At 72.3% G+C, this 25,224-nt stretch carries 28 protein-coding genes and 2 pseudogenes; 18 read left to right on the forward strand and 12 right to left on the reverse strand.

The window, feature by feature from the left end; translation table 11 throughout:
• Positions 1-13: 13 nt before the first annotated feature.
• The 3 genes from ABD832_RS37560 (at position 14) to ABD832_RS37570 (ending at position 3,071) form a co-directional block, all read left to right on the forward strand.
• Positions 14-868: a DUF3152 domain-containing protein gene (locus tag ABD832_RS37560; RefSeq protein ID WP_344906031.1), complete on the forward strand. Its 855-nt coding sequence runs from the start codon at positions 14-16 to the stop codon at positions 866-868.
• An 89-nt stretch (positions 869-957) separates the two neighbouring features.
• Positions 958-2,007, forward strand: coding sequence for an NAD-dependent epimerase/dehydratase family protein (locus ABD832_RS37565; RefSeq protein ID WP_344906034.1), 1,050 nt, complete (start codon positions 958-960; stop codon positions 2,005-2,007).
• 104 nt (positions 2,008-2,111) lie between these two features.
• Positions 2,112-3,071, forward strand: coding sequence for a DUF72 domain-containing protein (locus ABD832_RS37570; RefSeq protein ID WP_344906037.1), 960 nt, complete (start codon positions 2,112-2,114; stop codon positions 3,069-3,071).
• Between the two features lie 126 nt (positions 3,072-3,197).
• Here the strand turns inward: ABD832_RS37570 and ABD832_RS37575 are convergent, their stop codons facing one another.
• From ABD832_RS37575 to ABD832_RS37595, 5 genes are all read right to left on the reverse strand, one after another.
• Positions 3,198-3,476 carry a WhiB family transcriptional regulator gene (locus tag ABD832_RS37575; RefSeq protein WP_344906040.1) on the reverse strand — a complete coding sequence of 93 codons (279 nt, stop codon included), beginning with the start codon at positions 3,474-3,476 and terminating at the stop codon, positions 3,198-3,200.
• A gap of 359 nt (positions 3,477-3,835) precedes the next feature.
• A complete protein-coding gene (locus tag ABD832_RS37580; protein WP_344906043.1) occupies positions 3,836-4,228 on the reverse strand; it encodes a ChaB family protein in 393 nt (130 codons plus the stop codon).
• Between the two features lie 101 nt (positions 4,229-4,329).
• The gene (locus ABD832_RS37585) at positions 4,330-5,331 is read right to left on the reverse strand and encodes a DNA topoisomerase IB (protein ID WP_344906046.1); all 1,002 of its coding nucleotides are present in this window, start codon (positions 5,329-5,331) and stop codon (positions 4,330-4,332) included.
• Positions 5,332-5,466: 135 nt separating this feature from the next.
• Positions 5,467-6,093: a DUF4865 family protein gene (locus ABD832_RS37590; protein ID WP_344906049.1), complete on the reverse strand. Its 627-nt coding sequence runs from the start codon at positions 6,091-6,093 to the stop codon at positions 5,467-5,469.
• Positions 6,094-6,142: 49 nt separating this feature from the next.
• Positions 6,143-6,715, reverse strand: coding sequence for a TetR/AcrR family transcriptional regulator (locus tag ABD832_RS37595; protein ID WP_344906052.1), 573 nt, complete (start codon positions 6,713-6,715; stop codon positions 6,143-6,145).
• 330 nt (positions 6,716-7,045) lie between these two features.
• On the opposite strand from ABD832_RS37595, the pseudogene ABD832_RS37600 reads away from it, so the two are divergent.
• Positions 7,046-7,915, forward strand: a pseudogene (locus ABD832_RS37600) (IS5 family transposase).
• 49 nt (positions 7,916-7,964) lie between these two features.
• On the opposite strand, the gene ABD832_RS37605 reads toward ABD832_RS37600, so the two are convergent.
• The gene (locus ABD832_RS37605; RefSeq protein WP_344906055.1) at positions 7,965-8,648 is read right to left on the reverse strand and encodes a TetR/AcrR family transcriptional regulator; all 684 of its coding nucleotides are present in this window, start codon (positions 8,646-8,648) and stop codon (positions 7,965-7,967) included.
• 124 nt (positions 8,649-8,772) lie between these two features.
• Here ABD832_RS37605 and ABD832_RS37610 point away from each other — a divergent pair, with 124 nt between their 5' ends.
• Together ABD832_RS37610 and ABD832_RS37615 are read left to right on the forward strand one after the other, a co-directional pair.
• Positions 8,773-9,408 (forward strand): NADPH-dependent FMN reductase, encoded by a 636-nt coding sequence (locus ABD832_RS37610; protein ID WP_344906058.1) that lies wholly within the window; start codon positions 8,773-8,775, stop codon positions 9,406-9,408.
• Between the two features lie 7 nt (positions 9,409-9,415).
• Entirely contained in the window at positions 9,416-10,954 is a 1,539-nt protein-coding gene (locus ABD832_RS37615; protein ID WP_344906061.1) for a DHA2 family efflux MFS transporter permease subunit, read from the forward strand.
• A gap of 73 nt (positions 10,955-11,027) precedes the next feature.
• Here ABD832_RS37615 and ABD832_RS37620 read toward each other — a convergent pair whose 3' ends face one another.
• A complete protein-coding gene (locus tag ABD832_RS37620; RefSeq protein WP_344906064.1) occupies positions 11,028-11,792 on the reverse strand; it encodes a hypothetical protein in 765 nt (254 codons plus the stop codon).
• A gap of 150 nt (positions 11,793-11,942) precedes the next feature.
• On the opposite strand from ABD832_RS37620, the gene ABD832_RS37625 reads away from it, so the two are divergent.
• The 5 genes from ABD832_RS37625 to ABD832_RS37645 all read left to right on the forward strand — a co-directional run bounded on the left by ABD832_RS37625 (position 11,943) and on the right by ABD832_RS37645 (position 16,644).
• Positions 11,943-12,947 (forward strand): AAA family ATPase, encoded by a 1,005-nt coding sequence (locus ABD832_RS37625; protein ID WP_344906067.1) that lies wholly within the window; start codon positions 11,943-11,945, stop codon positions 12,945-12,947.
• Between the two features lie 512 nt (positions 12,948-13,459).
• The gene (locus tag ABD832_RS37630; RefSeq protein ID WP_344906071.1) at positions 13,460-14,404 is read left to right on the forward strand and encodes a DUF58 domain-containing protein; all 945 of its coding nucleotides are present in this window, start codon (positions 13,460-13,462) and stop codon (positions 14,402-14,404) included.
• The gene (locus tag ABD832_RS37635) at positions 14,401-15,348 is read left to right on the forward strand and encodes a VWA domain-containing protein (RefSeq protein ID WP_344906074.1); all 948 of its coding nucleotides are present in this window, start codon (positions 14,401-14,403) and stop codon (positions 15,346-15,348) included. The genes ABD832_RS37630 and ABD832_RS37635 overlap by 4 nt, the downstream gene beginning before the upstream one ends.
• Before the next feature lie 32 nt (positions 15,349-15,380).
• Positions 15,381-15,995 (forward strand): class I SAM-dependent methyltransferase, encoded by a 615-nt coding sequence (locus tag ABD832_RS37640; protein WP_344906077.1) that lies wholly within the window; start codon positions 15,381-15,383, stop codon positions 15,993-15,995.
• A gap of 91 nt (positions 15,996-16,086) precedes the next feature.
• Positions 16,087-16,644, forward strand: coding sequence for a TrmH family RNA methyltransferase (locus tag ABD832_RS37645; protein WP_344906080.1), 558 nt, complete (start codon positions 16,087-16,089; stop codon positions 16,642-16,644).
• A 162-nt stretch (positions 16,645-16,806) separates the two neighbouring features.
• Here the strand turns inward: ABD832_RS37645 and qcrB are convergent, their stop codons facing one another.
• Positions 16,807-18,546 carry a cytochrome bc1 complex cytochrome b subunit gene (gene qcrB, locus ABD832_RS37650; protein WP_344906083.1) on the reverse strand — a complete coding sequence of 580 codons (1,740 nt, stop codon included), beginning with the start codon at positions 18,544-18,546 and terminating at the stop codon, positions 16,807-16,809.
• Positions 18,547-18,773: 227 nt separating this feature from the next.
• Between qcrB and ABD832_RS37655 the strand changes: the two genes are divergently transcribed.
• The 5 genes and pseudogenes from ABD832_RS37655 (at position 18,774) to ABD832_RS37675 (ending at position 22,543) form a co-directional block, all read left to right on the forward strand.
• On the forward strand, positions 18,774-19,571 hold the full coding sequence (locus tag ABD832_RS37655; RefSeq protein ID WP_344902845.1) for a glycerophosphodiester phosphodiesterase family protein: 798 nt from the start codon (positions 18,774-18,776) through the stop codon (positions 19,569-19,571).
• Between the two features lie 57 nt (positions 19,572-19,628).
• Positions 19,629-20,984 (forward strand): MFS transporter, encoded by a 1,356-nt coding sequence (locus ABD832_RS37660; RefSeq protein ID WP_344902848.1) that lies wholly within the window; start codon positions 19,629-19,631, stop codon positions 20,982-20,984.
• A gap of 147 nt (positions 20,985-21,131) precedes the next feature.
• A complete protein-coding gene (locus tag ABD832_RS37665) occupies positions 21,132-21,476 on the forward strand; it encodes an RNA polymerase-binding protein RbpA (RefSeq protein WP_344902851.1) in 345 nt (114 codons plus the stop codon).
• Between the two features lie 247 nt (positions 21,477-21,723).
• Positions 21,724-22,101 (forward strand): annotated as a pseudogene (locus ABD832_RS37670) (isocitrate lyase/phosphoenolpyruvate mutase family protein); the annotation flags it as partial.
• A gap of 70 nt (positions 22,102-22,171) precedes the next feature.
• On the forward strand, positions 22,172-22,543 hold the full coding sequence (locus ABD832_RS37675) for an isocitrate lyase/phosphoenolpyruvate mutase family protein (RefSeq protein ID WP_344906086.1): 372 nt from the start codon (positions 22,172-22,174) through the stop codon (positions 22,541-22,543).
• Between the two features lie 73 nt (positions 22,544-22,616).
• Here the strand turns inward: ABD832_RS37675 and ABD832_RS37680 are convergent, their stop codons facing one another.
• The 4 genes from ABD832_RS37680 to ABD832_RS37695 are packed head-to-tail and all read right to left on the reverse strand — an operon-like array spanning position 22,617 to position 23,815.
• Positions 22,617-23,171, reverse strand: a complete 555-nt coding sequence (locus tag ABD832_RS37680) for a PP2C family protein-serine/threonine phosphatase (protein ID WP_344906107.1) — start codon at positions 23,169-23,171, stop codon at positions 22,617-22,619.
• Positions 23,168-23,293 carry a hypothetical protein gene (locus tag ABD832_RS37685; protein WP_344906089.1) on the reverse strand — a complete coding sequence of 42 codons (126 nt, stop codon included), beginning with the start codon at positions 23,291-23,293 and terminating at the stop codon, positions 23,168-23,170. Before ABD832_RS37685 ends, ABD832_RS37680 begins: the two co-directional genes overlap by 4 nt.
• The gene (locus tag ABD832_RS37690) at positions 23,290-23,448 is read right to left on the reverse strand and encodes a hypothetical protein (protein WP_344906092.1); all 159 of its coding nucleotides are present in this window, start codon (positions 23,446-23,448) and stop codon (positions 23,290-23,292) included. Before ABD832_RS37690 ends, ABD832_RS37685 begins: the two co-directional genes overlap by 4 nt.
• Before the next feature lie 19 nt (positions 23,449-23,467).
• Positions 23,468-23,815: a hypothetical protein gene (locus tag ABD832_RS37695; protein ID WP_344906095.1), complete on the reverse strand. Its 348-nt coding sequence runs from the start codon at positions 23,813-23,815 to the stop codon at positions 23,468-23,470.
• A 724-nt stretch (positions 23,816-24,539) separates the two neighbouring features.
• On the opposite strand from ABD832_RS37695, the gene ABD832_RS37700 reads away from it, so the two are divergent.
• Positions 24,540-24,893, forward strand: coding sequence for an MHYT domain-containing protein (locus ABD832_RS37700; protein ID WP_344906098.1), 354 nt, complete (start codon positions 24,540-24,542; stop codon positions 24,891-24,893).
• 20 nt (positions 24,894-24,913) lie between these two features.
• Positions 24,914-25,093, forward strand: coding sequence for an MHYT domain-containing protein (locus ABD832_RS37705; RefSeq protein WP_344906110.1), 180 nt, complete (start codon positions 24,914-24,916; stop codon positions 25,091-25,093).
• The last annotated feature ends 131 nt before the right edge of the window (positions 25,094-25,224 follow it).

Below are 25,224 nucleotides of genomic sequence, written 5' to 3' on the forward strand. Positions count from 1 at the left end.
AGGTTTACGGTCTATGTCCAGGAACGAAGGTCGACGTGGACCTGCCATCCTCGTGCGGCTCATCGCCGTCGGCATCGCGTCCACCATCGCGGTCGGCTTCGTCACGCTGCTGAGCGGCCACCTCGACCCGGTCCCGGCCGGGCCCGTGCCCGCCGTCGCCCTCCCGCCGGCCCCGGTGACCCCGACCCCGCCGCCGCGACCGTCCCGGACACCCGGCCCCGCCGACACGAACACCGGCACGAACACCGACGCGGGCGACCCCGCCCTGGCCCCTGCCGACAAACCGCTCCTGCTCGCCAACGGCAGGCAGCAGCCGCTGCGGGTGAAGGTCCCCCGCAGGGCCAAGGGCCGCTACGCCGTCGCCCCCGGCGGGGCCCGGCCCCCCGGCCGCAAGGGCAAGGTGATCCGGTACGCGGTGGAGGTCGAGCGCGGCCTGCCCTTCGACGTGGCGGAGTTCGCCTCCGAGGTGCACCGCATCCTCAACGACCCCCGCGGGTGGGGGTTCCGGTTCCGGCGGGTGGCGCGCGGCCCGGTCAGCTTCAGGGTCTCGCTGACCAGCCCCCGGACCGCCGACCGGCGCTGCCTGCCGCTGCGGGTCGTCTCCGTGCTGTCCTGCTGGAACGGCGAGCGCGCCGTCATCAACGCCGACCGGTGGAACACCGGCGCCTGGGGCTACGGCCGGGACGTGGCCTCCTACCGCGAGTACGTCGTCAACCACGAGGTCGGCCACGCCCTCGGGCACGGGCACGTGCCCTGCCCGGGACCCGGCCGGCGGGCGCCGCTGATGCTCCAGCAGACCAAGTCCCTGTCCGGCTGCCGCCCCAACCCCTGGCCGTTCCCCGGCGCGCGCTCTTCCCGTACCTCGTAAGGGGTATGCACGGTACGTGCCGGTTTCACCGTAGGGCAAAGCCGTGGCCGGAAGGGATTCGCCGCCTCTCACCGGGGCACCCGGTAGGCATGCGAGTAGTAGTCGTCGGCGCGACGGGAAACGTGGGCACGAGCGTGGTCTCGGCCCTCGCCGCCGATCAGAGCGTCACATCCATCGTGGGCCTGGCCCGGAGACCGCCGGACTGGCACCCGCCCAAGACCACCTGGCAAGCCGTGGACATCACCACCGGTGACCTGACCGCGCAGCTGGAGGGCGCCGACGCGGTCGTCCACCTGGCGTGGCTGTTCCAGCCCACCCGTGATCCGATCACCACCTGGCGGAACAACGTCCTGGGCGCCATCCGGGTCTTCGAGGCCGTCGCGCGGGCCGGGGTGCCCGCGCTGGTGTACGCCTCCTCGGTCGGCGCCTACTCCTCGGCGCCCAAGGACCGGCCCGTCACCGAGGACTGGCCGACGCACGGCTGGCCCGGCGCCTCCTACGGCCGGGAGAAGGCGTACCTGGAGCGGGTGCTCGACGTGCTCGAACGCGATCATCCGGGTATCAGGGTGGTGCGGATGCGGCCGGGCTTCATCTTCAAGCGGGAGGCGTCGGTCGGGCAGCGCCGGCTGTTCGGGGGGCCGTTCATCCCGCAGCGGCTGGTACGGCCGAACCTGATCCCGATCGTGCCGGACACCCCCGGGCTGCGGTTCCAGGTGGTCCACAGCGCCGACATCGGCGAGGCCTTCCGGCTGGCGGTGACCCGCCCGGTCTCCGGCGCCTTCAACATCGCCGCGGATCCGGTGATCGAGCCCTCGGTGCTGGCCGAGATGCTCGGCGCCAAGCTGGTGCCCGTCTCGGGGTGGGCGCTCCGGAGCACCGTCGCGGCGGCCTGGCACCTGCGGCTGGTGCCCGCCTCGCCGGGCCTGGTGGACCTGGTGCTCAGGATGCCGATCATGGACATCGGCCGGGCCCGTTCCGAGCTGGGCTGGGAGCCGCGCCACACCTCGGTCGAGGCCATGCTGGACCTCTTCGAGGGGCTGCGTCACCCCGAGGGAATGAACACCCCGCCGCTGGCGCCGCACACCGGCGGCCCCGCCCGCCTGGGCGAGCTGCGCACCGGCATCGGCGGTCGTCCCTAGGTGATCGTCCCGCCCGGACGGGCAGGAGGTGCCCGGCGCGGCGGTCCCGCCCGTGGGAGGCCGCGCCGGGCACGGACCGGCGGGCTTCTCAGGGAGGGCAGGGAATGGGCAGGATCCTCGTGGGCACGGCCTCGTGGACGCACCGGTCGCTGGTGGAGTCGGGCTGGTACCCCGACGGCGCCTCGACCCCGGCGAAACGCCTGGCCTACTACGCGTCCCGCTTCCCGGTGGTGGAGGTGGACGCCACCTACTACCACCCGCCGTCGCTGAGCACCGTGCAGGGCTGGCGGGACCGCACCCCGCCCGGCTTCACCTTCGACATCAAGGCGTTCTCCCTGCTCACCGGGCATCCCACCCGTCCGGCCTCGCTGTACAAGGACCTGCGGGACGCGCTGGGGGCGCCCCCGCAGCGCAACCTCTACCTCAAGGACGTGCCACCGGAGGTCACCGAGGAGGTGTGGCGGCGCTTCCTGGGCACCCTGGAGCCGCTGCACGCGTCGGGACGGCTGGGGGCGGTGCTCTTCCAGTTCCCGCCGTGGTTCCCGATCGGTGAGAGCGCCAGGCGCTACGTCCTGGAGTGTGCCCGGCGCTGCGCGCCGATGCGGATCAGCGTAGAGTTCCGCAACCACACCTGGATGGACGAGGACAACCGCGAGGAGACCCTGGCCTTCCTGGCCGAGCACGATCTCCCGTACGTGGGCGTGGACATGCCGCAGGGGCATCCCTCGTCGATCCCGCCGATCCTGGCCGCGACCTCCGACCTCGCCGTGGTGCGGCTGCACGGGCACTCCGACAAGTGGACCAGCAAGAACATCGACGAGCGCTTCGCCTACCTGTACTCCGAGGCCGAGCTCGAAGGGTGGGCGGCCAGGATCGGGGAGTTCTCCGAGAAGGCGGAGGTCACCCACGTCCTGTTCAACAACTGCTGCGAGGACAACTCCCAGCGCAACGCCTCCCGGTTCCGCGAACTCGTCGGCGCCCCCGCCGGGCCGGGCGAATGGGACGGGCCGGACGCGGCAGGCACCTCGGGAGCGGGCGAGCAGACGATACTGGAGACCGGCTGACGCCGCACGGCACCGTACGGGGGCGCCATACGGGGTGATCGGCACCGGCCGAGGACGGTCGTCACCGGCTCGGGGACACCACCGCCGCCGGTCCGGGACGCCGCCCTCGACGCCGGTCCCGGGACGCTACCTGCTGGCCTGGCGGCGCCTCGACCCGGCCAGCGCGGCCCTGCGCTCCTCGGGGGTGGTGCCGCCCCAGACGCCGTCCATCTGCTGGGTGTTCATGGCGTACTCAAGGCAGCGTCCCCGCACCGGGCAGCGGCGGCACACGGCCCTGGCCTGCTCGTACTGCTCCCGGCCCGGCCCCTCGTAGGACACCGGGAAGAACAGCTCGGGATCCTCGTTCAGACAGGACGAGCGGCGGGACCAGTGGATGATCGGGATGACGTTGCTCTTAAGAGGCATGGCGATCCAGGTGGGTGAGAAAGGCTCAATACCGATAGCTCAAGGTGAGGATCGCGTGCCCGCTGTATTGGCATTCATACCTTTTGAGGAGAAAAATCGGGCGGCCTTGACCGATGGTTTCTCTCAGGCCGGAAGGCCCTCCCGTGCGCAGAGGGGCCCGCGGGGGACATGAGAACGAGGAGCCGGGACGCAGGAATCCCGCCCCGGCCCCTCGTCCTCCGTCGGCGCGCCTGGGTGTAGACCTCGGTACGGGGGATGCGCTTGCGGGTCAGCCGGCCCGCTCTGTGCCGGACGGACCGGCCCGATTTGTGCCGGACGGACGGGCCGGCCCGGTCTGTGCCGGACGAGCCGGCGCGGTCTCAGCGGGCCTTCGCCGTGGCCCGCCGGTTGGCCTTCTGGATGGCCGAGACCAGCTCCTCCTTCGTCATGGTGGAGCGCCCCTCGACCCCGAGCCGCTTGGCCACCTCGTACAGGTGACGCTTGGAGGCGTTGGCGTCCACTCCCTCGGCGGTCTTTCCCGAGGTGGGCCTGGTCTTGGCGGCGCGGGCGTCCGAGGGGCCCTTGCTCTCCTTGGCCTCCCAGTGGTCGCCGACCTTCTCGAAGGAGTGCTTGAGCGCCGCGAACGCCGTGCGGTGCGCCCGTTCCCCCTCGCCGTAGCTCTCCACCGCGGAGTCATGGGCCTTGATCCACGTCTCCTGCGCCTTCTTCGGCGACCGCTGCAGAGTGGTCGGAAGCTCCTCACGTGCCGGCATCGCTCGATCACCTCTCCCGTGTCGGGTCTCGATCTCTCCGGCCCCATTCCCGCACGATCGCCGATCATGCCCTCGGCGTCCGCGTGGCGCCGAGAGCCTCCTCACCGCCCGCGCAGCAGGGCCAGCACGGCCCGCTCCATGGCGCCGTGCGTGGCCAGCTGGCCGAAGTCGCTCTCGGCGCCCAGCCGTCCGAGCGCCCGGGCGACGGTCCTGCCCCGGTGGTAGGCGTCGATCACGCGCGGGTCCACGTACGAGGCGCGCGCCACCGCGGGGGTGTTGCCCAGGTACTCGGCCACCTCGGCGATCACCCGGTTGACCGCCCGTATCCTGCCGGTCCTGGACCGGGCCCGGGCCGACACGGCCAGGCCCACGGCGGCCAGCACCGTGGCGTGCCAGGTCCTGAAGTCCTTGGCCGAGGTCTCGAAGTCGAGCGTCTCGCGCAGGTAGGCGTTGATGTCGTCACTGCGCACGTCGACCCAGCGGGAGCCGTCCCGGTAGCGCAGCAGCTCCCCATCGTCCGCGGCGTCGTGCAGCTCGGTGATCACCTTGCACACGTCCGCGTCGATGATCTCCAGCTCGCGGAATCTGCCGCTCTTGGCCGGGTAGGCGCACGAGACCCGGCCCGCCGAGCAGGTGACGTGCTCCATCCTGAGCGTGGCCAGCCCGAACGACTCGTACGCCTCCCCGCCCACCCGGAAGAACCCGATGTCGAGCATCCGCGCGGCGGCGGCGAGCACCCGCTCGCGGGTCGGCCCCTCCTGCTCCAGGTGCTCGGCCACCCGCTCCCTGAACTTCGGCAGCCGCTCGGCCATCCGCCGTACCCGGTCGAACTTGGCCCGGTCCTGCTCCTGGCGCCACCGGTCGTGGTAGCGGTACTGCCTGCGTCCCGCCGCGTCGGTGCCGAGTGCCTGGATGTGGCCGCCGGGTGACCGGCAGATCCACACGTCGGTCCAGGCCGGCGGCAGGGCCAGCGCCCTGATCCGGTCGAGGGTACGGCGGTCGCGCACCGCGGTCCCGTTGGGGTGGTGGTAGCTGAAGCCCCTGCCGCGCCGCCTGCGCGTGATGCCGGGCTCGGCCGGGTCACTCTGCGTCAGTTCGCTCACGGGCGCGCCTCTACCCCGTCAGAGGCTCCTTACCAGCCTCTTCGGCCGGAATCACCGCTCCGTCGTCCTCGCGGCGCCGCCACCGGCGGGGCAGGCCCCCGTGGGACTCCGGCCCCGCCGCCCGTCGGCACCGGCCTACCGTGGGACGGTGATGTCGGTCATACCGGCCAGATCGTCCAGGCCGGGCGCCGACAGGTGCAGCACCTGGTACCGCTCGGCGGCGTCCTCGTCGCCGGGGACCGCGTCCTGCCACAGCACGAACCTCAGCAGCCGCCAGTCCCGGGGGTCGAGGGCGAGGGCCGCGGTGTGCACGCCCTCGCGCCGCGCCAGGGTGTGCAGCCGTTCGGTCTCCCGCGCGATCCGCTCTGCCAGGCCCAGGCCGGTGGCGTCCGGGTCCGGGCCGGCGGGGAGCGCGGCCAGGTGGCGCGAGGCGGCCGCCGGGACCGTGGCGCGGGCGGGCCCGGCCACGACGGCCAGGCCCGTCCAGTGGTGGACGGGCGGGCGGCCGAAGTCGCGGACGATGCCCTGGAAACCGCCCCCGCCGACCAGGAAGTGGGCCATCGCGCCGGCGTCGTTCCACAGGTAGAACGGGGCGTACTGGTTGACCGGGGAGCCGTCGACGCCGCGTTCGCGGATCAGGTAGGCCTTCAGCCCCAGCCCGGCCCGGTCGTCCAGCAGGTGACCGGCGCGGGCGACCCGCTCGCGGATGATCCGCATGTCGTAGTCGGCGGGCAGGGTGATCTCGTACTGCTCGGCGTACACGGAATGTGCCTGCCTTCGTCTCGTCGCCGGGGTGGAGGGGACGCGCGGGTCAGGCGCCGGGACGGGCGTGGGCGGCGAGCAGCCCCAGCACGCCGTCGACGGCCTGGCCGAACGGTTCGGCGGAGCCCGCGGCACGGGCCAGCACGTAGCCGCCCTGGAGCACCGCCACGACGGCGCAGGCCGTGGCGACCGGATCGAGCCCGGCCGCCAGCTCGCCGCGGTCGCGGCCCTCGGCCAGGACCCCGGCGAGCCGGTCGCGCAGCCAGGCGAAGGTCTCCTCGACCGGACGGCGCAGCGCCGGGTCGGCGATCACGTCCGGGTCCTGGGTGAGGCGGCCGATCGGGCAACCCTTCAGGACGTCGCGCTCGCGCCGCAGGTAGGCGGTGATCCGCTCGACCGCCGTACCGGGACCGGAGAGCCGGGCCTCGGCCGCGGCCCGCATCTCCTCGGCGGTACGGCCGATCGCGGCCAGCGCCAGGTCCGGCTTGCCGGAGAAGTGGTGGTACATACTGCCCTGGCCGACCCCGGCCCGCTGCTGGATGGCCCGCGGGCTGGTGCCCACGTAGCCGCGCTCCCACAGCAGTTCGCGGGTGCTGGCGATGAGATCTTCCGACGCGCTCATACGACGAGTGTACATACCAGTAGGTACAGCCTCCACTCCCCACCTTCCGGGCACGGGCCGCGCGTCACGATCCGTCCCGTCCCGGCGGCCTCGCCACCGTTCACCCGCCCCGGCCCGGTTCGACCCGGTTCGGCCTAGGTTCTGTTTCGTGGATCACTGAACGCTGAGCATGAGCCTCACACAGCTTTTGTGCTGCGTGCGGCTCGCGCTCGCGCCGTGCTTGTGAGGCCATCGCCTGGACCTCGAATGAGGAACCTTCCGCCCCCTCGCACTCCCGGCTATTGACGGGTTTTCCTGCTAAAAGCTCGATGGTGTGGCTCGATAGAGCCCATGGTCCGTCGCCATGAACTCACCGATGACGCCTGGGCGCGTATTGAGCCCCTGCTACCGGCCAATCCCGAGCGTGGTGGCCGCTGGCGTGATCACCGCCAGGTGCTCAACGGCATCGTCTGGAAGATCCGCACCGGCGCCGACTGGCGCGACGTCCCCGAGCGTTATGGTCCCTGGCAGACCATCTATCAGCGGTTTCGCCGCTGGTCAGCCGATGGGACCTTCGCCCGGCTGCTGGAATACGTCCAGGTCCATGACGATGCGATCGGCCAGGTCGACTGGTCGGTCATCTGCGTGGACTCCACCATCGTGCGCGCCCACCAGCACGCCGCCGGTGCCCGTAAAGGGGGACCCATCACGGCACACCGGGGCAGCAACCCGGTCAGATCCATCAGGGCCGACAGGCGCTCGGGCGCTCGCGCGGCGGACTGACCACCAAGATCCACCTGGCTGTCGACGGGCGCGGCCTGCCGATGGCGTTCGTCCTCACCGGCGGCAACATCAACGACTGCACCCAGTTCACCGCCGTGATGGAGGCCATTCGCGTGCCCCGCACCGGCGCCGGCCGGCCCCGGGCCCGCCCATGTGATCGCCGACAAGGGCTACAGCTCCCGCACCATCCGCACCTACCTCCGTCGACGCAAGATCGGTGCAACCATCCCAGAGCGCGCCGACCAACTGGCCGGACGAGCCCGCCGCGGACACCGCCGCCACGCCTTCGACCCGATCCGCTACAAGCGGCGCAACGTCGTCGAACGCTGCTTCAACCGGCTCAAGCACTTCAAAGGCATCGCCACCCGCTACGACAAGCTCGCCGCCCACTACCGATCGGCCGTGATCATCGCCTGCCTACTGCTCTGGCTCAGATGATCCACGAAACAGGACCTAGGGCAGCCCGGTTCGGCCTGGGGCGGCCTCCTCAGCGGGCCGCGCCGTACGCCCGCAGGAAGGCCCGCACCCCCGAGGCGGTCAGCCGGTCGGTCTCCTCGCGCGGAAGCGGACTGAGACCCCAGTAGGACCGGGGCGGGATGTCGGTCGTGACCAGCGCGATGAAGTGCTCCCCGGCCTGCGCCGGGTCGCCGTGCGCGTCGATCAGGCCGTGCCCGGCCAGCACGGTCATGGCCTCGGTCACCCCGCGCATGACCGCGCGCGGCCCGGCCTCCTGCCAGGCCTCCAGCGCCTCGGCCGGGACGTGCCCGGCCTCGGCGTAGATGTGCCGCACCATCGAGAAGTGGTCGCGGAAGTCCGCCATCAGGCTCACCCAGGAACGGGCCAGGGCGAGCAGGTCGCGCTCCAGGTCCTCGGGACGGGGGGGACGCTCCGGATCCAGGTACCTGCGCAGCCGTGCCAGCTGCTCGTCCCTGACCCGGCCCGCGCTCCACTGCATCACGGAGCGGAACAGCTCCTCCTTCCCCCCGGGGAAGTGGTTGTAGAGGGTGCGGGTCGAGGCGCCCGCCTGGGCGGCGATGAGGTCGACGGTGGCCCGGGAGTACCCGTCCCGCCCGAAGACCTCGCATCCCGCCCGCACGATCGCCGCCGCCTTGTCCGCCCGGCCACGCCGGGGCCGGGCCGTCTCCCGGCCCGCGGGCTCCGTGTCGCTCATCGCTCCCCCTCCCGTACGACGCAGCTTTTTACAACGCTCGTTGTTATTAGTGCAACCACCGTTGTATCTTAGCGGAGCGAGCGCGATCGGCCGCGTCACCACGAGAACGATCCAGGAGACATCCATGTCCACAACCGTCCACGTCACCGAGCCCGCGACCGGCCACCAGGCCCCCCTGCGGGTCGCCGTCATCGTCGGAAGCGCCCGCGGGGGCCGCGTCGGCCCGTCGGTCGCCGAGTGGTTCGTCCGCCAGGCGGGGCAACGCACCGATCTCGAACTCGACGTCATCGACGTCGCCGGCCTGGACCTTCCGGTGTCCATGCCCGACTGGGACGGCCTGCCCGTCCCCGCCCCCTCGACCCAGGCGGCGCTGGCCGAGGTCACCCCCCGGCTCGCCGACGCCGAGGCCTTCGTGATCGTCACCCCGGAGTACAACCACAGCTTCCCGGCCTCGCTGAAGAACCTCGTCGACTGGCACTTCACCCAGTGGCAGGCCAAGCCGATCGGCTTCGTCTCCTACGGCGGGGTGGGCGGCGGGCTGCGCGCCGTCGAACAGCTCCGGCAGGTATTCGCCGAACTGCACGCCATGACCGTACGGGAGACGGTCAGCCTGCACGGGCCCTGGTCCGGGCTGGACGAGGACGGCAGGCCGCTGGACGCGGCCGTGTGCGAGAGCGCCGCCAAGAACATGGTCGACCAGCTGCTGTGGTGGGGCCGCGCCCTGCGCGCCGCCCGCGCCGAGCACCCGTACGGCGAGTGACGGCGGGATGAGCACCGCCACCGGCCGCGTCCGGGGGGCCGCGGCCACCCCCGGCCTGGCCGGGACCCTGCTGGTCGTCGTCACCGGCTCGATCATGTCCGTGCTGGACATCACCATCGTCAACGTCGCCGTGCACCCGCTGGCGGTGGCGTTCGGCGCGCCGCTCGCCACCGTCCAGTGGGTGGCCACCGGCTACACCCTCGCCCTCGTCGCCGTCGTCCCGGCCGCGGCCTGGGTCATGGACCGCTTCGGCGCCAGGCGCGCCTACCTCACCGCGCTGGTCCTGTTCACCCTCGGTTCCGTCCTGGCCTCGCTCGCGTGGAGCATCGAGACGCTGGTGCTGTTCCGGGTGCTGCAGGGGCTCGGCGGCGGCCTGCTGATGCCGGTCGGCATGGCGATGGTCATCCGCACCGCGCAGCGGGAACGGATGGGCAGGGCGATGGCCATGCTCGGCATCCCGGTCCTGGTCGGGCCGGTGAGCGGGCCGGTGCTGGGCGGCTGGCTCATCGACGCCGCCTCCTGGCACTGGATCTTCCTGGTCAACCTGCCCGTCGGCGCGGTGGCGCTGCTGCTGGCCGCGCGCCTGCTGCCGCCAAGCGAGCCGCGACCGGCCCGGCGGCTGGACGTGCCGGGGCTGCTGATGCTCTCGCCCGGACTGGCCCTGCTCATCTACGGCCTGTCCACCGGTGGCGAGCGCGGCGACCTGGCCGCGCCCGGGGTGCTGCTGCCGGCCGTCGCGGGGCTGCTGCTCTGCGCGGCGTTCGTCGTCCGCGGCCTGACCGCCCGTGACCCGCTGCTGCGGCTGCGCCTGTTCCGCGAACGCACCTTCGCCGCGGGACTGGCCACGATGACCCTGTTCCCCTGCGGCTACTTCGGCTCGATGCTGCTGACGCCGATGTACTACCAGACGGTCCGCGACCTCGGGGCCACCCAGGCCGGTCTGCTGGGCGCCCCGCTGGCCGTCGCCGTCGGCGTCTCGATGCAGGTCGCCACCAGGCGCATCGACCGGGTCTCCCCCCGGCTGGTGGTCGTCTCCGGCATCGCGCTGGCCGTCCTCGGCCTGTCGTCCTTCACCGCCCTGCTCGGGCCGGACACGTCCTACTGGTGGCTGTGCGCGGCGATGATGCTCATGGGGGCCGGCGTCGGCATGGTGATGATGCCGGTCAGCACGGCCGCGACCCGGAACCTGCCCGCCGACGACGTGCCCTCCGGCAGCACCCTGCTGAACATCGTCTCCCAGGTCGGGACCTCGCTCGGCACGGCGCTGCTGCCGGTGGTGCTGGCGTCGGCCGTCAAGAGCGCGGCGAGTACGGCCGGCACCGCGAGCGCCGCGAGCGCCGCGGGCGCCGCGGGCACGGTGAGCATGGTGGACGCCGCCGGACGGGCCGGCGCGTTCCAGCACACCTACTGGTGGGCGGTGGCGCTGCTGGCCCTCGCGGCGCTGCCCGCGCTGCTCCTGCCCTCCCGGCGCCCCGGCCACCTCCCCGCCCCGTCCCCGAACCCCCCGAACCCCCCGAACCCTCCGGCCACGCCGGTCACCTCGTGAACCGGCCATCCGCAGAAGGACACATCCCGGACGGACGGCCTTCATCCCCCGTCCCGCACCCCCGGCGGCGACCTCAGATGGGCTCGTCGTCGCCGCCCTCCCCCTCCTGCGGGCCCGGGGTACCGCTCCCGCTCTGGCTGGGCGACGGCGACGGGGTGGGCCGGCCGGGCGCGGTGGTCGTCGGGACCGGCGGCGGGGTCGGCACGAACACGGTGGACGGCAGCGGCCTGCGCGGCTCGTCGACCTCCTCGTCCCCGCGCAGCAGGAGCCAGACCATCACGGCCAGCAGCGCCAGCAGCACGGTCAGCACCACCCCGGCCAGGACCACCGACCGGCGCGTCTCGGTCAGGGGCGGCGCACCCTCGGGCGGCGGGGGCAGCGCGGGCGAGCGGTCGCCCACCCAGTGCGGGGCGAAGTCCGGGCCGTGCCGCTCACCGATCAGCGTGCCGCTGACCAGCACCGGCTCCAGGAACCTCTCGGCCCCCGCCCGCTCCGGCTCGTACGGGGTGACCACCCAGGGGGCGTTCCCGCCGTCCATGGCCAGCACCTGCGGGAGCGTGTCGGCCACCGCGGTGCGCCCGCGCGAGGCCCTGGACATCCACCCCCGTACACCGGAACGGCTGGCCATCGCGTCGCGCACCCCGGTGACGAAGCGGTCCCTGGCCGCCGGGTCGAGCGCGGCCCCCTTGGTCAGCACCGCGACCGAGACCGCCCGGCCGTCGGGCGCCAGCCCCAGGTAGACCAGCCCGGCGGGTCCCACGCGCAGGCGGGCCTGCAGGAGGAAGGGCCCCAGCCGGGGCGGGTCGCCGTACTGCAGCGGAGTGGCCACGTCTGACATGAAAGCACACCGGCGCGACGGCCCCGGACCGGCGCGGAACCCGTCCCGCGACGCCCGCCGGGTACACGCCGGGGGCACGCCGGGCGCGCCGCGCCGGACACCCGGCAGGCCCGCCGTGCGAACGGTCATTTCATTTGATGGAATACCGGCATGACCGTCGCCGAAGAACTGCCGAGCGAGACCGACACCGGACTGCTGCGCGACGCCCTGACCGAGGTCCGGCGGGTCATCGTGGGGCAGGACCACATGGTGGAGCGATTGCTCGTCGCACTCCTCGCCCGGGGGCACTGCCTGCTGGAGGGCGTGCCCGGGGTCGCCAAGACCCTGGCCGCCTCGACGCTGGCCACCGTGGTCGGCGGGGAGTTCGCCCGTATCCAGTTCACCCCCGACCTGGTCCCCAGCGACATCGTGGGGACCCGGGTGTACCACCCCTCCCGCGAGGCCTTCGACGTCGAGCTCGGTCCGGTGTTCGTGAACTTCCTGCTCGCCGACGAGATCAACCGGGCCCCGGCCAAGGTGCAGTCGGCGCTGCTGGAGGTGATGGCGGAGCGGCAGGTGACCCTGGCCGGTCAGACCCATCCGCTGCCCAGGCCGTTCATCGTGCTGGCCACCCAGAACCCGATCGAGTCCGAGGGCGTCTACCCCCTGCCGGAGGTGCAGCGCGACCGGTTCCTGTTCAAGGTGAGCGTCACCCACCCCAGCGCCCACGAGGAGCTGGAGATCCTGCACCGGATGAGCGTGACCCCGCCCACCCCCAGGGCGGTGCTCGACCCCGAACGACTGTCCGCGCTACAGGCGATGGCCGACCAGGTCTCGGTCCACCAACTCGTCGCGGACTACGTGGTACGGCTCGTGATGGCGACCCGCTCCCCCGCCGAGTACGGCCTGGCCGAGCTGGAGGAGAACATCGAGATCGGCGTCAGCCCCCGCGCCACCCTCGGCCTGGTCGCCGCGGGGCGCGGCCTGGCCCTGCTGCGCGGCCGCGACTACCTCCTCCCCGACGACATCCGGGACGTGGCGGTGGACGTGATGTCCCACCGGCTGATGCTCACCTTCGACGCCCTGGCCGACGGGATCGACCCCGAGGACGTGGTCCGCCAGATCCTGACCGCCGTGCCCCCGCCCCTGGTCGTCTGGAACCAGGGCCCCCGGTGACCCGCCCCGAGCATCACCCCCAGGGCACCCCCCACTTCTCCGCCCCCGAGACCGCGCCCCACACTCCCCTCCCCGGGGACCCCCGTGAGGCCGCGCCGGCGACTGGACCGAGGAGGGAGGGCTCGCGAGGAACGAGCGATCCCTCTCGACGAGGGAAGGAGCCGGATCCCAGCGGCCTCACCGCGCCGCAAAGCGGCGCCATGAACAAGGCCGCGCCCCACGCCTCCCCCGGGGACCCCCGTGAGGCCGCGCCGGCGACTGGACCGAGGAGGGAGGGCTCGCGAGGAACGAGCGATCCCTCTCGACGAGGGAAGGAGCCGGATCCCAGCGGCCTCACCGCGCCGCAAAGCGGCGCCATGAACAAGGCCGTGCCCCCCGCCTCCCCCGGGGACCCCCGTGAGGCCGCGCCGGCGACTGGACCGAGGAGAGGAGGATCGCGAGGAACGAGCGACTCCCCTCGACGAGGGAAGGAGCCGGATAAGAGCGGCCGAACCGCGACGCGAAGCGGCGCCATGAACACAGAACACGCCCTGAGGCGCCTGGAGCTCACCATCGTCCGCCGTCTGGACGGCCTGCTGCAGGGCTCCCATCAGGGGCTCCTGCCGGGCCCGGGGAGCGAGTTCGGCGACAGCCGGGGGTACGTGCCCGGGGAGGACGACATCCGGCGGATGGACTGGGCGGTGACCGCCCGGACGACCGTCCCGCACGTGCGGGACCTGATCGCCGACCGGGAGCTGGAGACCTGGGCGCTGGCCGACCTGTCGCCCAGCATGGACTTCGGCACCTCGGGCATGGAGAAGCGCGACCTGGCCGTGGCCGCGGTCGGGGCGATCGGCTTCCTGGCGGGCCGGATCGGCAACCGCTTCGGCGCCTACGTCCTGCACGACGAGTACATTCACCGGATGCCCGCCAGGGGTGGGCGCCCGGCCCTGTACGGCCTGCTGCACTCGCTGATGGAGGCCCCCAGGGGCCGGGTCGTGGCGGGTGCCCCCGATCTGGCCGAGGGGATCGAGGTGCTGGCCTCGGCGCGGCGCCGGCGCGGCCTGCGGGTGATCGTCTCCGACTTCCTGGACGCCGAGCCCACCCTGGACGCGACCCTGGAGATGCCCTGGGAGCGGCCGATCCGCCGGCTGGCCGCCCACCACCAGGTGCTGGCCGTCGAGGTGATCGACCCGCGCGAGCTGGAACTGCCCGCGGTGGGCCTGGTCACCCTGACCGACCCGGAGTCCGGGCGGAGCCGCCAGGTGCGGCTGACCCCCAGGATCCGCAGGGCGTACGCGGAGGCCGCCGCCACGCAGCGCATGGCCAACCAGGTGGCGCTGCGCCGCTGCGGGGTGGCCCACCTGGTGCTGCGCACCGACCGCGACTGGGTGTTCGACATCGCCCAGTTCGTCCTGCGGCAGCGGCGCATGGCGCACGTGACCCATCGGCCTCCGAGGTCGGGAGCGACACGGTGACCTTTCTCTCTCCGGTATGGCTCTGGCTGTTCGCCGCGCTGGCCCTGCTCGTGGCGGGGTACGTGGCGGCCCAGTTCGCCCGGCGCCGTTACGCGCTGCGCTTCACCAACCTGCCGCTGCTGGACCTGGTGGTGCCGTCGGGGCCGGGCCGGCGCCGGCACGTGGCGCCCGCGTTGTTCATGGTCATGATGATCCTGCTGATCGTGGGCGCGGCCCGTCCCGCCGACTCGGTGCGGGTCCCCCGCGACCGTGCGACGATCATCATCGCGCTGGACGTCTCGCTGTCCATGGAGGCCGACGACGTCCGGCCGAACCGGATCACCGCCGCCAAGGAGGCGGCGCAGAAGTTCGTCTCCGACCTGCCGGAGCGCTTCAACGTCGGACTGGTTGCCTTCGCCCGTTCCTCCTCGGTCGTGGTCTCCCCGACCACCGACCACCAGGCGGTGGTGACCTCCATCGGCAACCTGGGCACCCGGGCGGGCACCGCCATCGGCGAGGCGGTGTTCAGCTCCCTGGAGGCGCTGCGCTCCTTCGACCAGCAGGCGGTGACCGACCCGCCGCCCGCCGCGGTCGTGCTGCTCTCCGACGGGGACAACACCTCGGGCCGCTCGGTGGCCGAGGCGATCGAGTCGGCGAAGAACGTGCGGGTGCCGGTCTCCACGATCGCGTACGGCACCCAGGAGGGGACCGTCTCGATCGACGGCCGCGACGTGCAGGTGCCGGTGAACAAGGTCACGCTGCAGACCCTGTCGGACGGGACGGGCGGCCGGGCCTACGAGGCGGAGTCGGGCAGCCAGCTGCAGGAGGTCTACGAGCAGATCGGCTCCTCGCTGGGGTACCGGACGGTCAGCCAGGAGATCACCCAGTGGTTCGTGGTGGCGGCGATCCTGGCCGGGCTGCTGACCGCGGCGGCGGCCCTGCTGCTGGGGTCGCGGCTGCCCTGAGCCGGTCCCGGCCGTTGGTAACGTTCTACGCCGTGGCACATTACTTCGAGGAGCGTCCCGAGGCCGCCGGCCGTCCCGGCTCGGTCACGCTCGTGCTCCCCGACCTTCACCTGAGGCTGGAGACCGACAGCGGGGTGTTCTCGGCCGAGCGCGTCGACCAGGGCACCCGGATCCTGCTGGAGAGCGTCCCGGCGCCGCCCGCCGAGGGCGACCTGCTCGACCTGGGCTGCGGATACGGGCCGATCGCGCTGACCATGGCCTCGCGTGCCCCGGGTGCGACCGTCTGGGCGGTGGACGTCAACCGCAGGTCGGTGGACCTGTGCGCGCGCAACGCCCGGGCCGCGGGCCTTGACAAAGTAAGGTCCATGCACGCCGACGAGGTCCCGCCCGAGGTCCGGTTCTCCGCCATCTGGTCGAACCCGGCGATCCGGATCGGCAAGGCCGCCATGCACGAGATGCTGACCCGCTGGCTGTCGCGCCTCACCCCGGACGGTGTCGCCCACCTGGTGGTCCAGAAGCACCTGGGTTCGGACTCGCTGCAGCGCTGGCTGAACGAGCGGGGCTGGCCCACCGAGCGGGCGGCCTCCCGGTCGTCGTACCGGATCCTGCGGGTGCACGCCCGGGCGGAGGCCGGAGCGCGGCCGTGACGGGACCCGGTGACGGCGAGCGGGACGATCATGGGCGGGGCGCGGAACGCCCGCGCGACGACGAGGAACGACGAGGAACGGTGAACGACCGATGACGGCGAACCCGCGCAGGCAGCTGCGCCCGACCGATGTCAAGCGCCTCAACCGGGGCTGGCGGAGGAGCACCGAGGGGCGGCTGGCGCTGATCGTGGAGTCGGTGACCGGCCCGTTCAACATCGGCTCCATCTTCCGCACGTCGGCGGCCTTCGGGGTGGAGCGGATCTGGCTGGCGGGCAACGCCACCCCGCCGACCAACCCCAAGGCGCAGAAGACCGCGCTGGGCACCGACCGCCTGGTGGCCTGGGAGGAGCCGGTCCCGGTGCTGGAGGCCGTACGGGCCGCGAAGGAGGACGGGTTCACCGTGGTCGCGGTGGAACTGACCGGTGACGCGGTCCCGCTGTCGGCAGCGAAGCTCGGCGGCGACGTCTGCCTGGTGGTCGGCAGCGAGGACCACGGCTGCTCCCCCGCGCTGCTGGAGGCCGCCGACGGCGTCTGCTACATCCCGCAGGTCGGCCGGGTCGGCTCGTTCAACGTCGCGGTCGCGGCGGCGATCGCGCTGGCGGAGGTCCGGCGCCAGGAGTGGGCCGGCAGGGCGGCGCCCCAGGAATGAGGCCCGCTCCCGGCGAGGCCCCGGCCGCGAACTTCACCACGGCCCCCGTCGCGAGATCCTGCACGGTCCCGGCCGCGGCTCCCGCTCCGGGGGACCCCACCACGCCCCCCGCTCCGGGGATCCGGTTCCCGATCCGAGGTCCCGAACCCCGGCCCTGAACGGTCAGCCGGGCGGGGGCCGGTCCTCCCCCGGGCCCGAGCCGACGGCCGCGTGCCCGCCGCTCCCGTCCTCCCCCATGCCGATCTCCCGGGTACCGGCCTTCCGCGTGCCGTGGCCGTTCCCGTCGTGGCCGTCCCGCTCGCCGTCCAGCGGGACCTTCTCGCCGCCGTAGGTCCTGCTCATCAGGGCACGGAGGCGGGCGATGCGGCCCTGTCCCTCACCGGACGCCACCCCCTGGCCGCCGTCGCCGGAGCCGCCGTGACGTTCCCCGGTGACCCCGGAGGCCGGGCTGATCACCGGGATCGGCTCCTTGCCCCGGATGCGGGCCTCGACGGCCTCGTTGGGCGGCACGTGCACCTCGACGTACTCGCCCGTGGGCATGCGCTGGATCACGCCCGTCTCCACGCCGTGCCCCAGGCTCGCCGCGTCCCTGCGCTGCAGGCCCAGGCAGATCCGGTAGGTGATGTAGTACGCCAGGGCGGGGCCGACGAAGACCAGGCCCCGGCCGATGACGATCATCACGTTCAGCGAGAGGCGGAAGTAGGCGGAGATCACGTCGTTGGAGGCCATCAGCCACAGGACGCCGTAGAAGGTGATCGCGGCCATGCCGATCGCGGTGCGGTGCGGGTTCTCGCGGGGACGCTCGGCGATGTGGTGCTCGCGGCTGTCACCGGTGATCCAGCGTTCGGCGAAGGGGTAGAGGGCCAGGCCCGCCAGAATGAGGCCTATCGGGGCGAGCGCCGGCAGGATCACGCTCATCGGCAGCGTGAAGCCCAGGAAGTTGATCTCCCAGCCGGGTGTCAGGCGGAGCGACCCGTCGAGGAACGCCAGGTAGAAGTCGGGCTGGGACCCGGCGCCGATGTCGGACGGGCGGTAGGGCCCGAACAGCCAGACCGGGTTGATCTGGGCGAAGGTGCCCAGCAGCGCGATGACCCCGAAGGTGAACATGAAGTACGCGCCCGACTTGGCGAGGAAGGACGGGTGGAACGGCCCGCCCACCACGTTGTCGTTGGTGCGTCCCTTGCCGTGCATCTGGGTGTGCTTGAGCACCCACGTCAGGATCATGTGCGCGGTGATCAGCGCCAGCAGGACACCGGGCAGCAGCAGGATGTGGATCGTGTAGAACCGGCCGATGACGTCGTCGCCGGGATACTCGCCGCCGATCAGGAAGAACGTGAGCCAGGTGCCGACGATCGGCAGCGACTGCGCCACGCCCGCGGTGATCCGCAGGCCCGCCCCCGACAGCAGGTCGTCCAGCAGGGAGTACCCGGTCAGGCCCTCGAACAGCGACAGCGCCAGCAGCGCCACCCCGATCAGCCAGTTGATCTCGCGTGGCTTGCGGTAGGCCCCGGTGAAGAAGACCCGGAGCATGTGGATCATCATGCCGCCGATGAACAGCAGGGCCGCCCAGTGGTGCATCTGGCGCATGAGCAGGCCGCCGCGCACGTTGAAGCTGATCTCCAGCGACGAGGCGTACGCCTCGGACATCGTGACGCCCCGCAGCGGGGCGTAGGCCCCCTCGTAGGGGATCTCCAGCATGCTGGCCTTGAAGAAGAACGTCAGGAACGTGCCGGTCAGCAGCAGGATGATGAACGAGTAGAGCGGGATCTCGCCGAGCAGGAACGACCAGTGGTCGGGGAAGACCTTCCGGATGTTCCGCTTGACGAAGTTGCCCGCCCCGAGGCGGTCGTCGAAGTAGCCCGCCGTGCCCGCCAGCCTCGTCCGGTCGTGTGCTCTGCTCATGCGTGGTCTCCGTTCCCACGGATCCCGGCTCCGGCGTCGCCGCGCCCCCGGAAAACCGCAACGGGCCCACGGCGGAGCCCGCCGTGGACGCCCAGATCCTCTCTTCATTCCCGGCTCCGGTCAGGACCGGGCAAAGAGGGTTTCAGGGTCCGGTTCCGGAGCCCGTGACCCAAACGTTCACCCGCGCGCGATGACGCGCCCGGCCCGCAGGGGGCATACTCCTGCACGTGCAACGCCGTTACGCCTTCCTCGAACACCCCGGCCCGCTGGCCTTCGCCCACCGGGGCGGGGCCGCCGAGGGCAGGGAGAACACCCTCGCCGCGTTCGAGCGCGCCGTCAGGCTCGGTTACACGTACCTGGAGACCGACGCGCACGCCACCGCCGACGGGGTGCTCCTGGCCTTCCACGACCACACCCTGGACCGGGTGACCGACCGCAGGGGCCGGATCGCGGAGCTGCCGTACCGGCTGGTGCGCCAGGCGCGGATCGGCGGCGTGGACGAGATCCCCCTGATGGAGGACCTGCTGGGCTCGTGGCCCGAGGCGCGCTTCAACATCGACGTCAAGGAGGCGGCGGCCATCGCCCCGCTCGCCGAGGCGATCCGCAGGACCTCCTCGCACGACCGGATCTGCCTGACCTCCTTCTCCGAGGAGCGGCTCCAGCGGGCCCGCGCCGCGGTCGGCCGCGACGTGTGCTCGGCGCTGGGACCGCGCGGCGTGGCGACCCTGCGCGCCGCCGCCACCACCTCGGGGTACGGCCGCCTGCTCGCCCGTCTGGCCCGCGCCGGGATGCCGTGCGCGCAGGTCCCGGTGGGGTTCCGCGGCCTGCGGATCACCACGCCCGCCCTGATCCGCACGGCGCACGCGCTGGGCATGCAGGTCCACGTGTGGACCGTCAACGACACCGCGGTGATGCGGCGCCTGCTCGACCTGGGCGTGGACGGCCTGATGACCGACAACATCTCCGGGCTGCGCGACGTGCTGAGCTCCCGGGGCCAGTGGCATCCCGGCCGCATGGCCGCGTGACCGGCCCGTCCCCGCTCCTATCGTGATCCCTCTCCCCCAGCGAACCGAGGACCCCCCATGACCTCAGCACAGGCCGTCGAGGAGACCCCGGCCTCCCGCCTCCGGGAGCAGCGCGGCTGGTACTTCTACGACTGGGCGAACTCCGCCTTCCCGACCACCGTCCTGACGGTCTTCCTGGGCCCGTACCTGACGACGATCGCCGAGACCGCCGCCCAGGGCCGCCCGTACGTGGACGTGCTCGGGTTCGACGTGCGGCCCAGCGCCTACTACTCCTTCGTGGTGGGGGCCGCGGCGATCCTGCAGATCCTCCTGATGCCCGTCGTGGGCGCGCTGGCCGACCACACCGGCCGCAAGAAGGAACTGCTGGGCCTGTTCGCCTACCTCGGCGCCGGTGCCACCCTGTGCTTCTGGTTCCTCTCCGGCGACCGCTACCTGCTGGGCGGCGCGCTGTTCCTCGTCTCCAGCGTCGCCTTCGCGGCCGCGTTCGTGGTCTACAACTCGTTCCTGCCGGATATCGCCACGGCGAACGAGCGCGACAGGGTCTCCGCCCGGGGGTGGGGGTTCGGCTACCTCGGCGGCGGCCTGCTGCTCGCCGTCCACCTGGGGCTCTTCCTCTACCACGAGTCCTTCGGCGTCACCGAGGGCGACGCCGTGCGCATCGCCCTGGCGTCCGCGGGCCTGTGGTGGGGCGGGTTCACGATCATCCCGCTGCTGCGGCTGCGCAACCGGCACGTGGCCTCCCCCGGCACCGAGAGGGCCGGCCGGGCCGTGACCGGCAGCCTCCGCCAGCTGGGCCGCACGATCAGGGAGCTGCGGCGCTACCCGCTGACGCTGGGCTTCCTGGTGGCCTACCTGATCTACAACGACGGCGTGCAGACCGTCATCTCCTTCTCGGCCACCTACGCCGACAAGGAGCTCGGGCTGGACCAGACGGTGCGGATCGCGGCGATCCTGATGGTGCAGTTCGTGGCGTTCTTCGGGGCGCTGCTGCTGGGCCGGCTGGCCGCCTCCTACGGGGCCAAGCGGGTCGTGATGGTGGCGCTGGTGGCCTGGATCGTCGTGGTGGCCGTGGCCTACTTCCTGCCCCGTGGGTCGGCGGCGGCGTTCTTCGGGCTGGGCTTCGCCATCGCGATCGTGATGGGCGGCACGCAGGCCCTGTCGCGGTCGCTGTTCTCCCACGTGATCCCGCGGGGCAAGGAGGCGGAGTACTACAGCCTGTACGAGATCAGTGACAAGGGGGCGACGTTCCTCGGCTCGTTCACCCTCGGCCTGGCGCTCCAGCTGACCGACAGCTATCGCCTGGGAATCATCTCTTTGGTGATCTTCTTCGTGCTCGGCCTGGTGCTGCTCGCCCTGATCGACCTGCCCAAGGCCATCAGGGCGGCCGGGAACGAGGTGCCCGAACGCATCTGAGAACGCCTCCGGAAAGGGGCTCCGCGCAGACCGGGTCAAGAACGTGCGATTGGATCACCCCGTCTGTGGGAATCCACACACGGTATCAAGCGTTGTACGCCGTGGGAGACGAACCCCTACGACGGGGCCCTCAGGAGGCATTCAGACATGGGCGAGCGTGCGCTACGCGGTACCCGGCTCGGGGCGACCAGCTACGAGAACGACCGCAACACCGATCTGGCCCCGCGCCAGGAGGTGTCCTACACCTGCCCGAAGGGCCATCGATTCGACGTTCCGCTCGCCGCCGAGGCCGAGATTCCGGCGACCTGGGAGTGCCGTATGTGCGGCGCGACCGCTTTGCGGGTGGACGGCGAGCTGCCGGAGGCCAAGAAGGCCAAGCCCCCGCGGACGCACTGGGACATGTTGCTGGAGCGCCGCTCGATAGAGGACCTGGAGGAGGTGCTCAACGAGCGCCTGGCGATCCTGCGAGCCCAGCGCCGCAAGAGCGCCTGACCGCGCCCGGAGAGCCCCGGAGAGCCTCGAAGAACCCCTCGCCCCTGTCCGGGGCGGGGGGTTTCTTCGTGTCCGCCGTACGGCGCTCACAAGACTGACCGGTCCCCCGGGACGACACCGGCGGGCCGCGGAGTCCCGGAGCCCCGGGGTCCCGGGTCCTCGGGGTCTCCTCGGGCCGAAGTGGTCCGGTCGGCCGGGGCGGGATTGGCTCTCGGTGCGGCCCGCCCTCTGGCCTAGGGTCTTCTCCATGACCGTTTCGATCGACGACGAGAGCGGCGGCGTCCCGGCGGCCGGAGAAAAGGCCGCGGAGCTGCGCGCGCTGCACGTGCCGGGCCGCCCGCTGGTGGTGCCCAACGTCTGGGACGCGGCCTCGGCCCGTGCCGTCGAGGCCGCGGGCTTCCCGGTGATCGCCACCGGCAGCGCCGCGGTCGCCTCGGTGCTCGGGTACGAGGACGGGGAGGAGACGCCGGCCGGGGAGATGCTGGCCGCGGTGGCCAGGATCAGCCGGTCGGTGAGCCTGCCCGTCACCGCCGACATGGAACGCGGCTACCGGCTGGAGCCCGCCGAGCTGGCCGGGCGGCTCGCCGCCGCCGGGGCCTGCGGCTGCAACCTGGAGGACTCCGACCCCCGTACCGGAGCCCCGGTCGGCGCGGACGAGCAGGCCGGTCTGCTGCGAGCCGTCCGGGGCCGCGGCCGTGGCCGCCGGGACGGACCTGGTGATCAACGCGCGGGTCGATGTCTTCCTCAACGGCACCGGTGGCGACGAGGAGCGGCTGGAGGAGGCGGTACGGCGGGGCAACCTCTACCTGGAGGCCGGCGCCGACTGCGTCTACCCGATCTTCGCGGCCGACGCGGGGATCATCCGCGAGCTGGTCCGCCGGATCGACGGACCGGTCAACGTCCTGTTCCGTCCCGGCACGCCGTCCCTGGCCGAGCTGGCGGATCTCGGGGTGGCGCGGGTGAGTTTCGGTCACGGCCTGCACCGGGTCGTGAGCGGGCACACGGACCGGATGCTCGCGGCCATCAGGAACGGCGAGAGCCCCTACACGGCGTCCGCCACCTCCTGATCGGCCAGCCACCCCGATCGGCCCGCCACCCCCTGATCGGCCCGCCACCCCCTGGTCGGGCCCGCGTCCCCCGTTAGAGGTGCAGCCTGTCCTGGGACCCGCCGCGCCACTCCACGAGCAGCACGGTGGCGTCGTCCTGGAGCATCCCGTCGTGATATTTCAGGATGTTGCGCACCAGGCGGCGCAGGGTCTCGGGCACGGGCAGGCCGTCGGCGTTGTAGCGGATGATGAAGTCGATGAAACGCTCCAGGCCGAACTCCTCGCCGTCCCGGTTGCGGGCCTCGGTCATGCCGTCGGTGTAGATGAGCACGCGGTCGCCGGGCTCCAGCTGCTCCTTGCACTGGGTCACCGGCAGGTCGAGGTCCAGGCCCACCGGGTGGGCGGGCGGGCAGTGCAGGGTGGTGACCCAGCGCCCGTTCCTGATCACCACCGGCGGGTGGTGGCCGCGGTTGACCCAGGTGAACACGCCGGTCCGCACGTTCAGGCTGGCCAGGATGGCCGTGGCGAACCGGTTGGCCGCGCCGAACTCGTCCACCAGGACCTTCTCGATGCCCTTGCTGACCTCGATCAGGTCGGCCCCCTGGCGACGGTGGTTACGGCAGGCCGCGACCGCGAGGTTGGCGGTCAGCCGGCGGAGGCGTCGTGGCCCATCGCGTCGAAGACCGCCAGGTGCACGGTCTCACCGGCCAGCGCGTAGTCGAAGGCGTCACCGCCGAGCTCGTACGCCGGTTCGAGCGCGGCCCCGATCACCACCTGGTCGTTGGCGAGATCGGCGCCGGCAGCAGGTTCCACTGCATCTCGGCCGCGACGTTCATCGGCCGGGTCCGTACCATCCGGGCGTAGGAGTCGCTCTGCTGGCGTTTGCTGGCCAGCAGGAGCGCGGCCATCGACGCCAGGTGCCGCATGTCCTCCTGAGCGCGCCCGTCACCCGGAGGGGCGCTGATCCGCAGCACGCCGAGGCGTTCGGTGCCGTCCAGCAGCGGCACCCACCACCGGTGCTCCTCGCTCCCCGAGCCCGCCCGGCCAGCATGCGCACCTCCTGGAAGGCGCGCCCGGCCAGCGTCCCGTCGATCCGCAGCTCGGCCGCCCCGGCTCCGCGTCGGCGCCGGCGGCGAGTCCCTTGCCGGTCACCAGCCGGAGCACCTCCTGCTGGAGGTCGGCAAGGTAGATCAGCACGTCCCGCAGGCCGGCGTAGGCGGCGTGTTCCGCGATGAGGGCGGGGAGCTGCTCCAGCGCGCTCAGGTGGCTGGCCTCGGCCAGCCCGGCGAGCATCCTCGCCCGCCCCTCGAAACCGGTCCGCCGTCCCCCTCAGTCCCGGGTCGCGGCACGGATCCGCCCACGGCAACTCCCAGCGCTCACCCGTCCGCGTGTCGTGACTCATCACCGTCCGACAGTACTCGGCAACCGCTCACCGCCGGGCAGCCCCATCCCCCGGCCGCGACGGGCGGCCGGCACCGCGCGCACACCGAGTGATCATCGGATGGGCACCGGGGGGTCACCAGCGGTCGGCGGACAGCTCGACGCCCCTCGACCCGGTCGTAGATCACCACCCCGTCCGTCAGCCTGACCACGCGCACCCGCCTGGCGAGTCCCGCCGTCTCCAGCTCGCGGGCGGAACGCACCCGCGTACTGCGGGAACCGGTAGCGGTCACGGGTGGCGCCGGGCGGGTCGTCGCGTTCGCAGACGACCTCGTATCGATCTTCCGGCCATATCGGAGGCAGTGCCTCCAGGCCTCGAGCGGCGGGCGGGGCCATCGACCCGCCTCCTTCCTGAGTCTGACAAGGTGTGAACGGAACATACGTACAGTGATCAGTTAAGGCATTGTCAATAACTCCATTATGGCCTTTCGGAACGTGACAACTGTAAGGTGAGCACTCCTCGTACTGCCCGGGCGGTCGGCTCGTCACATGCGGAGACCTCCGTCGACGTCACACGCGCCGGTCGCTCGGCCCGTATTGGCACGTTCCATTCCTCCGCTTCCGCCAGGAGCCCGTCATGTCCCCCATCGATCACTTCGCCTACGGGCTCGTCACTCCGGTCGCCTCCTACATCATGTCGAGCATCGGCTCGCTGCTGGGACTGCTGCTCGCCGCACGGGCCCGCGGGGCGCAGGGCGGCTCACGCGCACTCTGGCTCATCGGCGCGGCCCTGTCCATCGGCGGCCCCGGTATCTGGGTGATGCACTTCATAGCGATGATGGGCTTCGACGTCCGGGGGACGTCGATCCGCCTACGAGTCCCGCTGACCGTCGCCTCCGCGCTCTCGCCGTCGTGTCGTCGTCGGCGCAGGCCTCTTCCTGGTCTCGCGGCCCGACAGCGGCACGGCGCGCTCCTGGCCGGCGGGCGCTGACGGCCTGGGGCGTGGCGGGCATGCACTACCTGGGCATGGCGGCCATGAACATGTCCGCCCACGTGAGCTACGACCCCCTGCTGGTCGCGCTGTCCCTGGTCATCGCGGTGGCCCGCGGCGACGACGGCCCTGTGGTTCAGCCTGCGGGTACGCGGGGCCGCCGCCACGACGGCGCCGCCCTGCTGATGGCGTCGCGGTGAACGGATCACTACACCGGCATGTTCGCCCTGGACGTCAGCGTGCACGGCACTCCGCGCCGACGGCGGCGCAGAGGGATGGACTTCATGCTGCCGCTGCTCGTCGGGATCAGCCTGCTCACCCTCGGCATGCT

Source organism: Streptosporangium longisporum, from assembly GCF_039534895.1.
Taxonomy (GTDB): domain Bacteria; phylum Actinomycetota; class Actinomycetes; order Streptosporangiales; family Streptosporangiaceae; genus Streptosporangium; species Streptosporangium longisporum.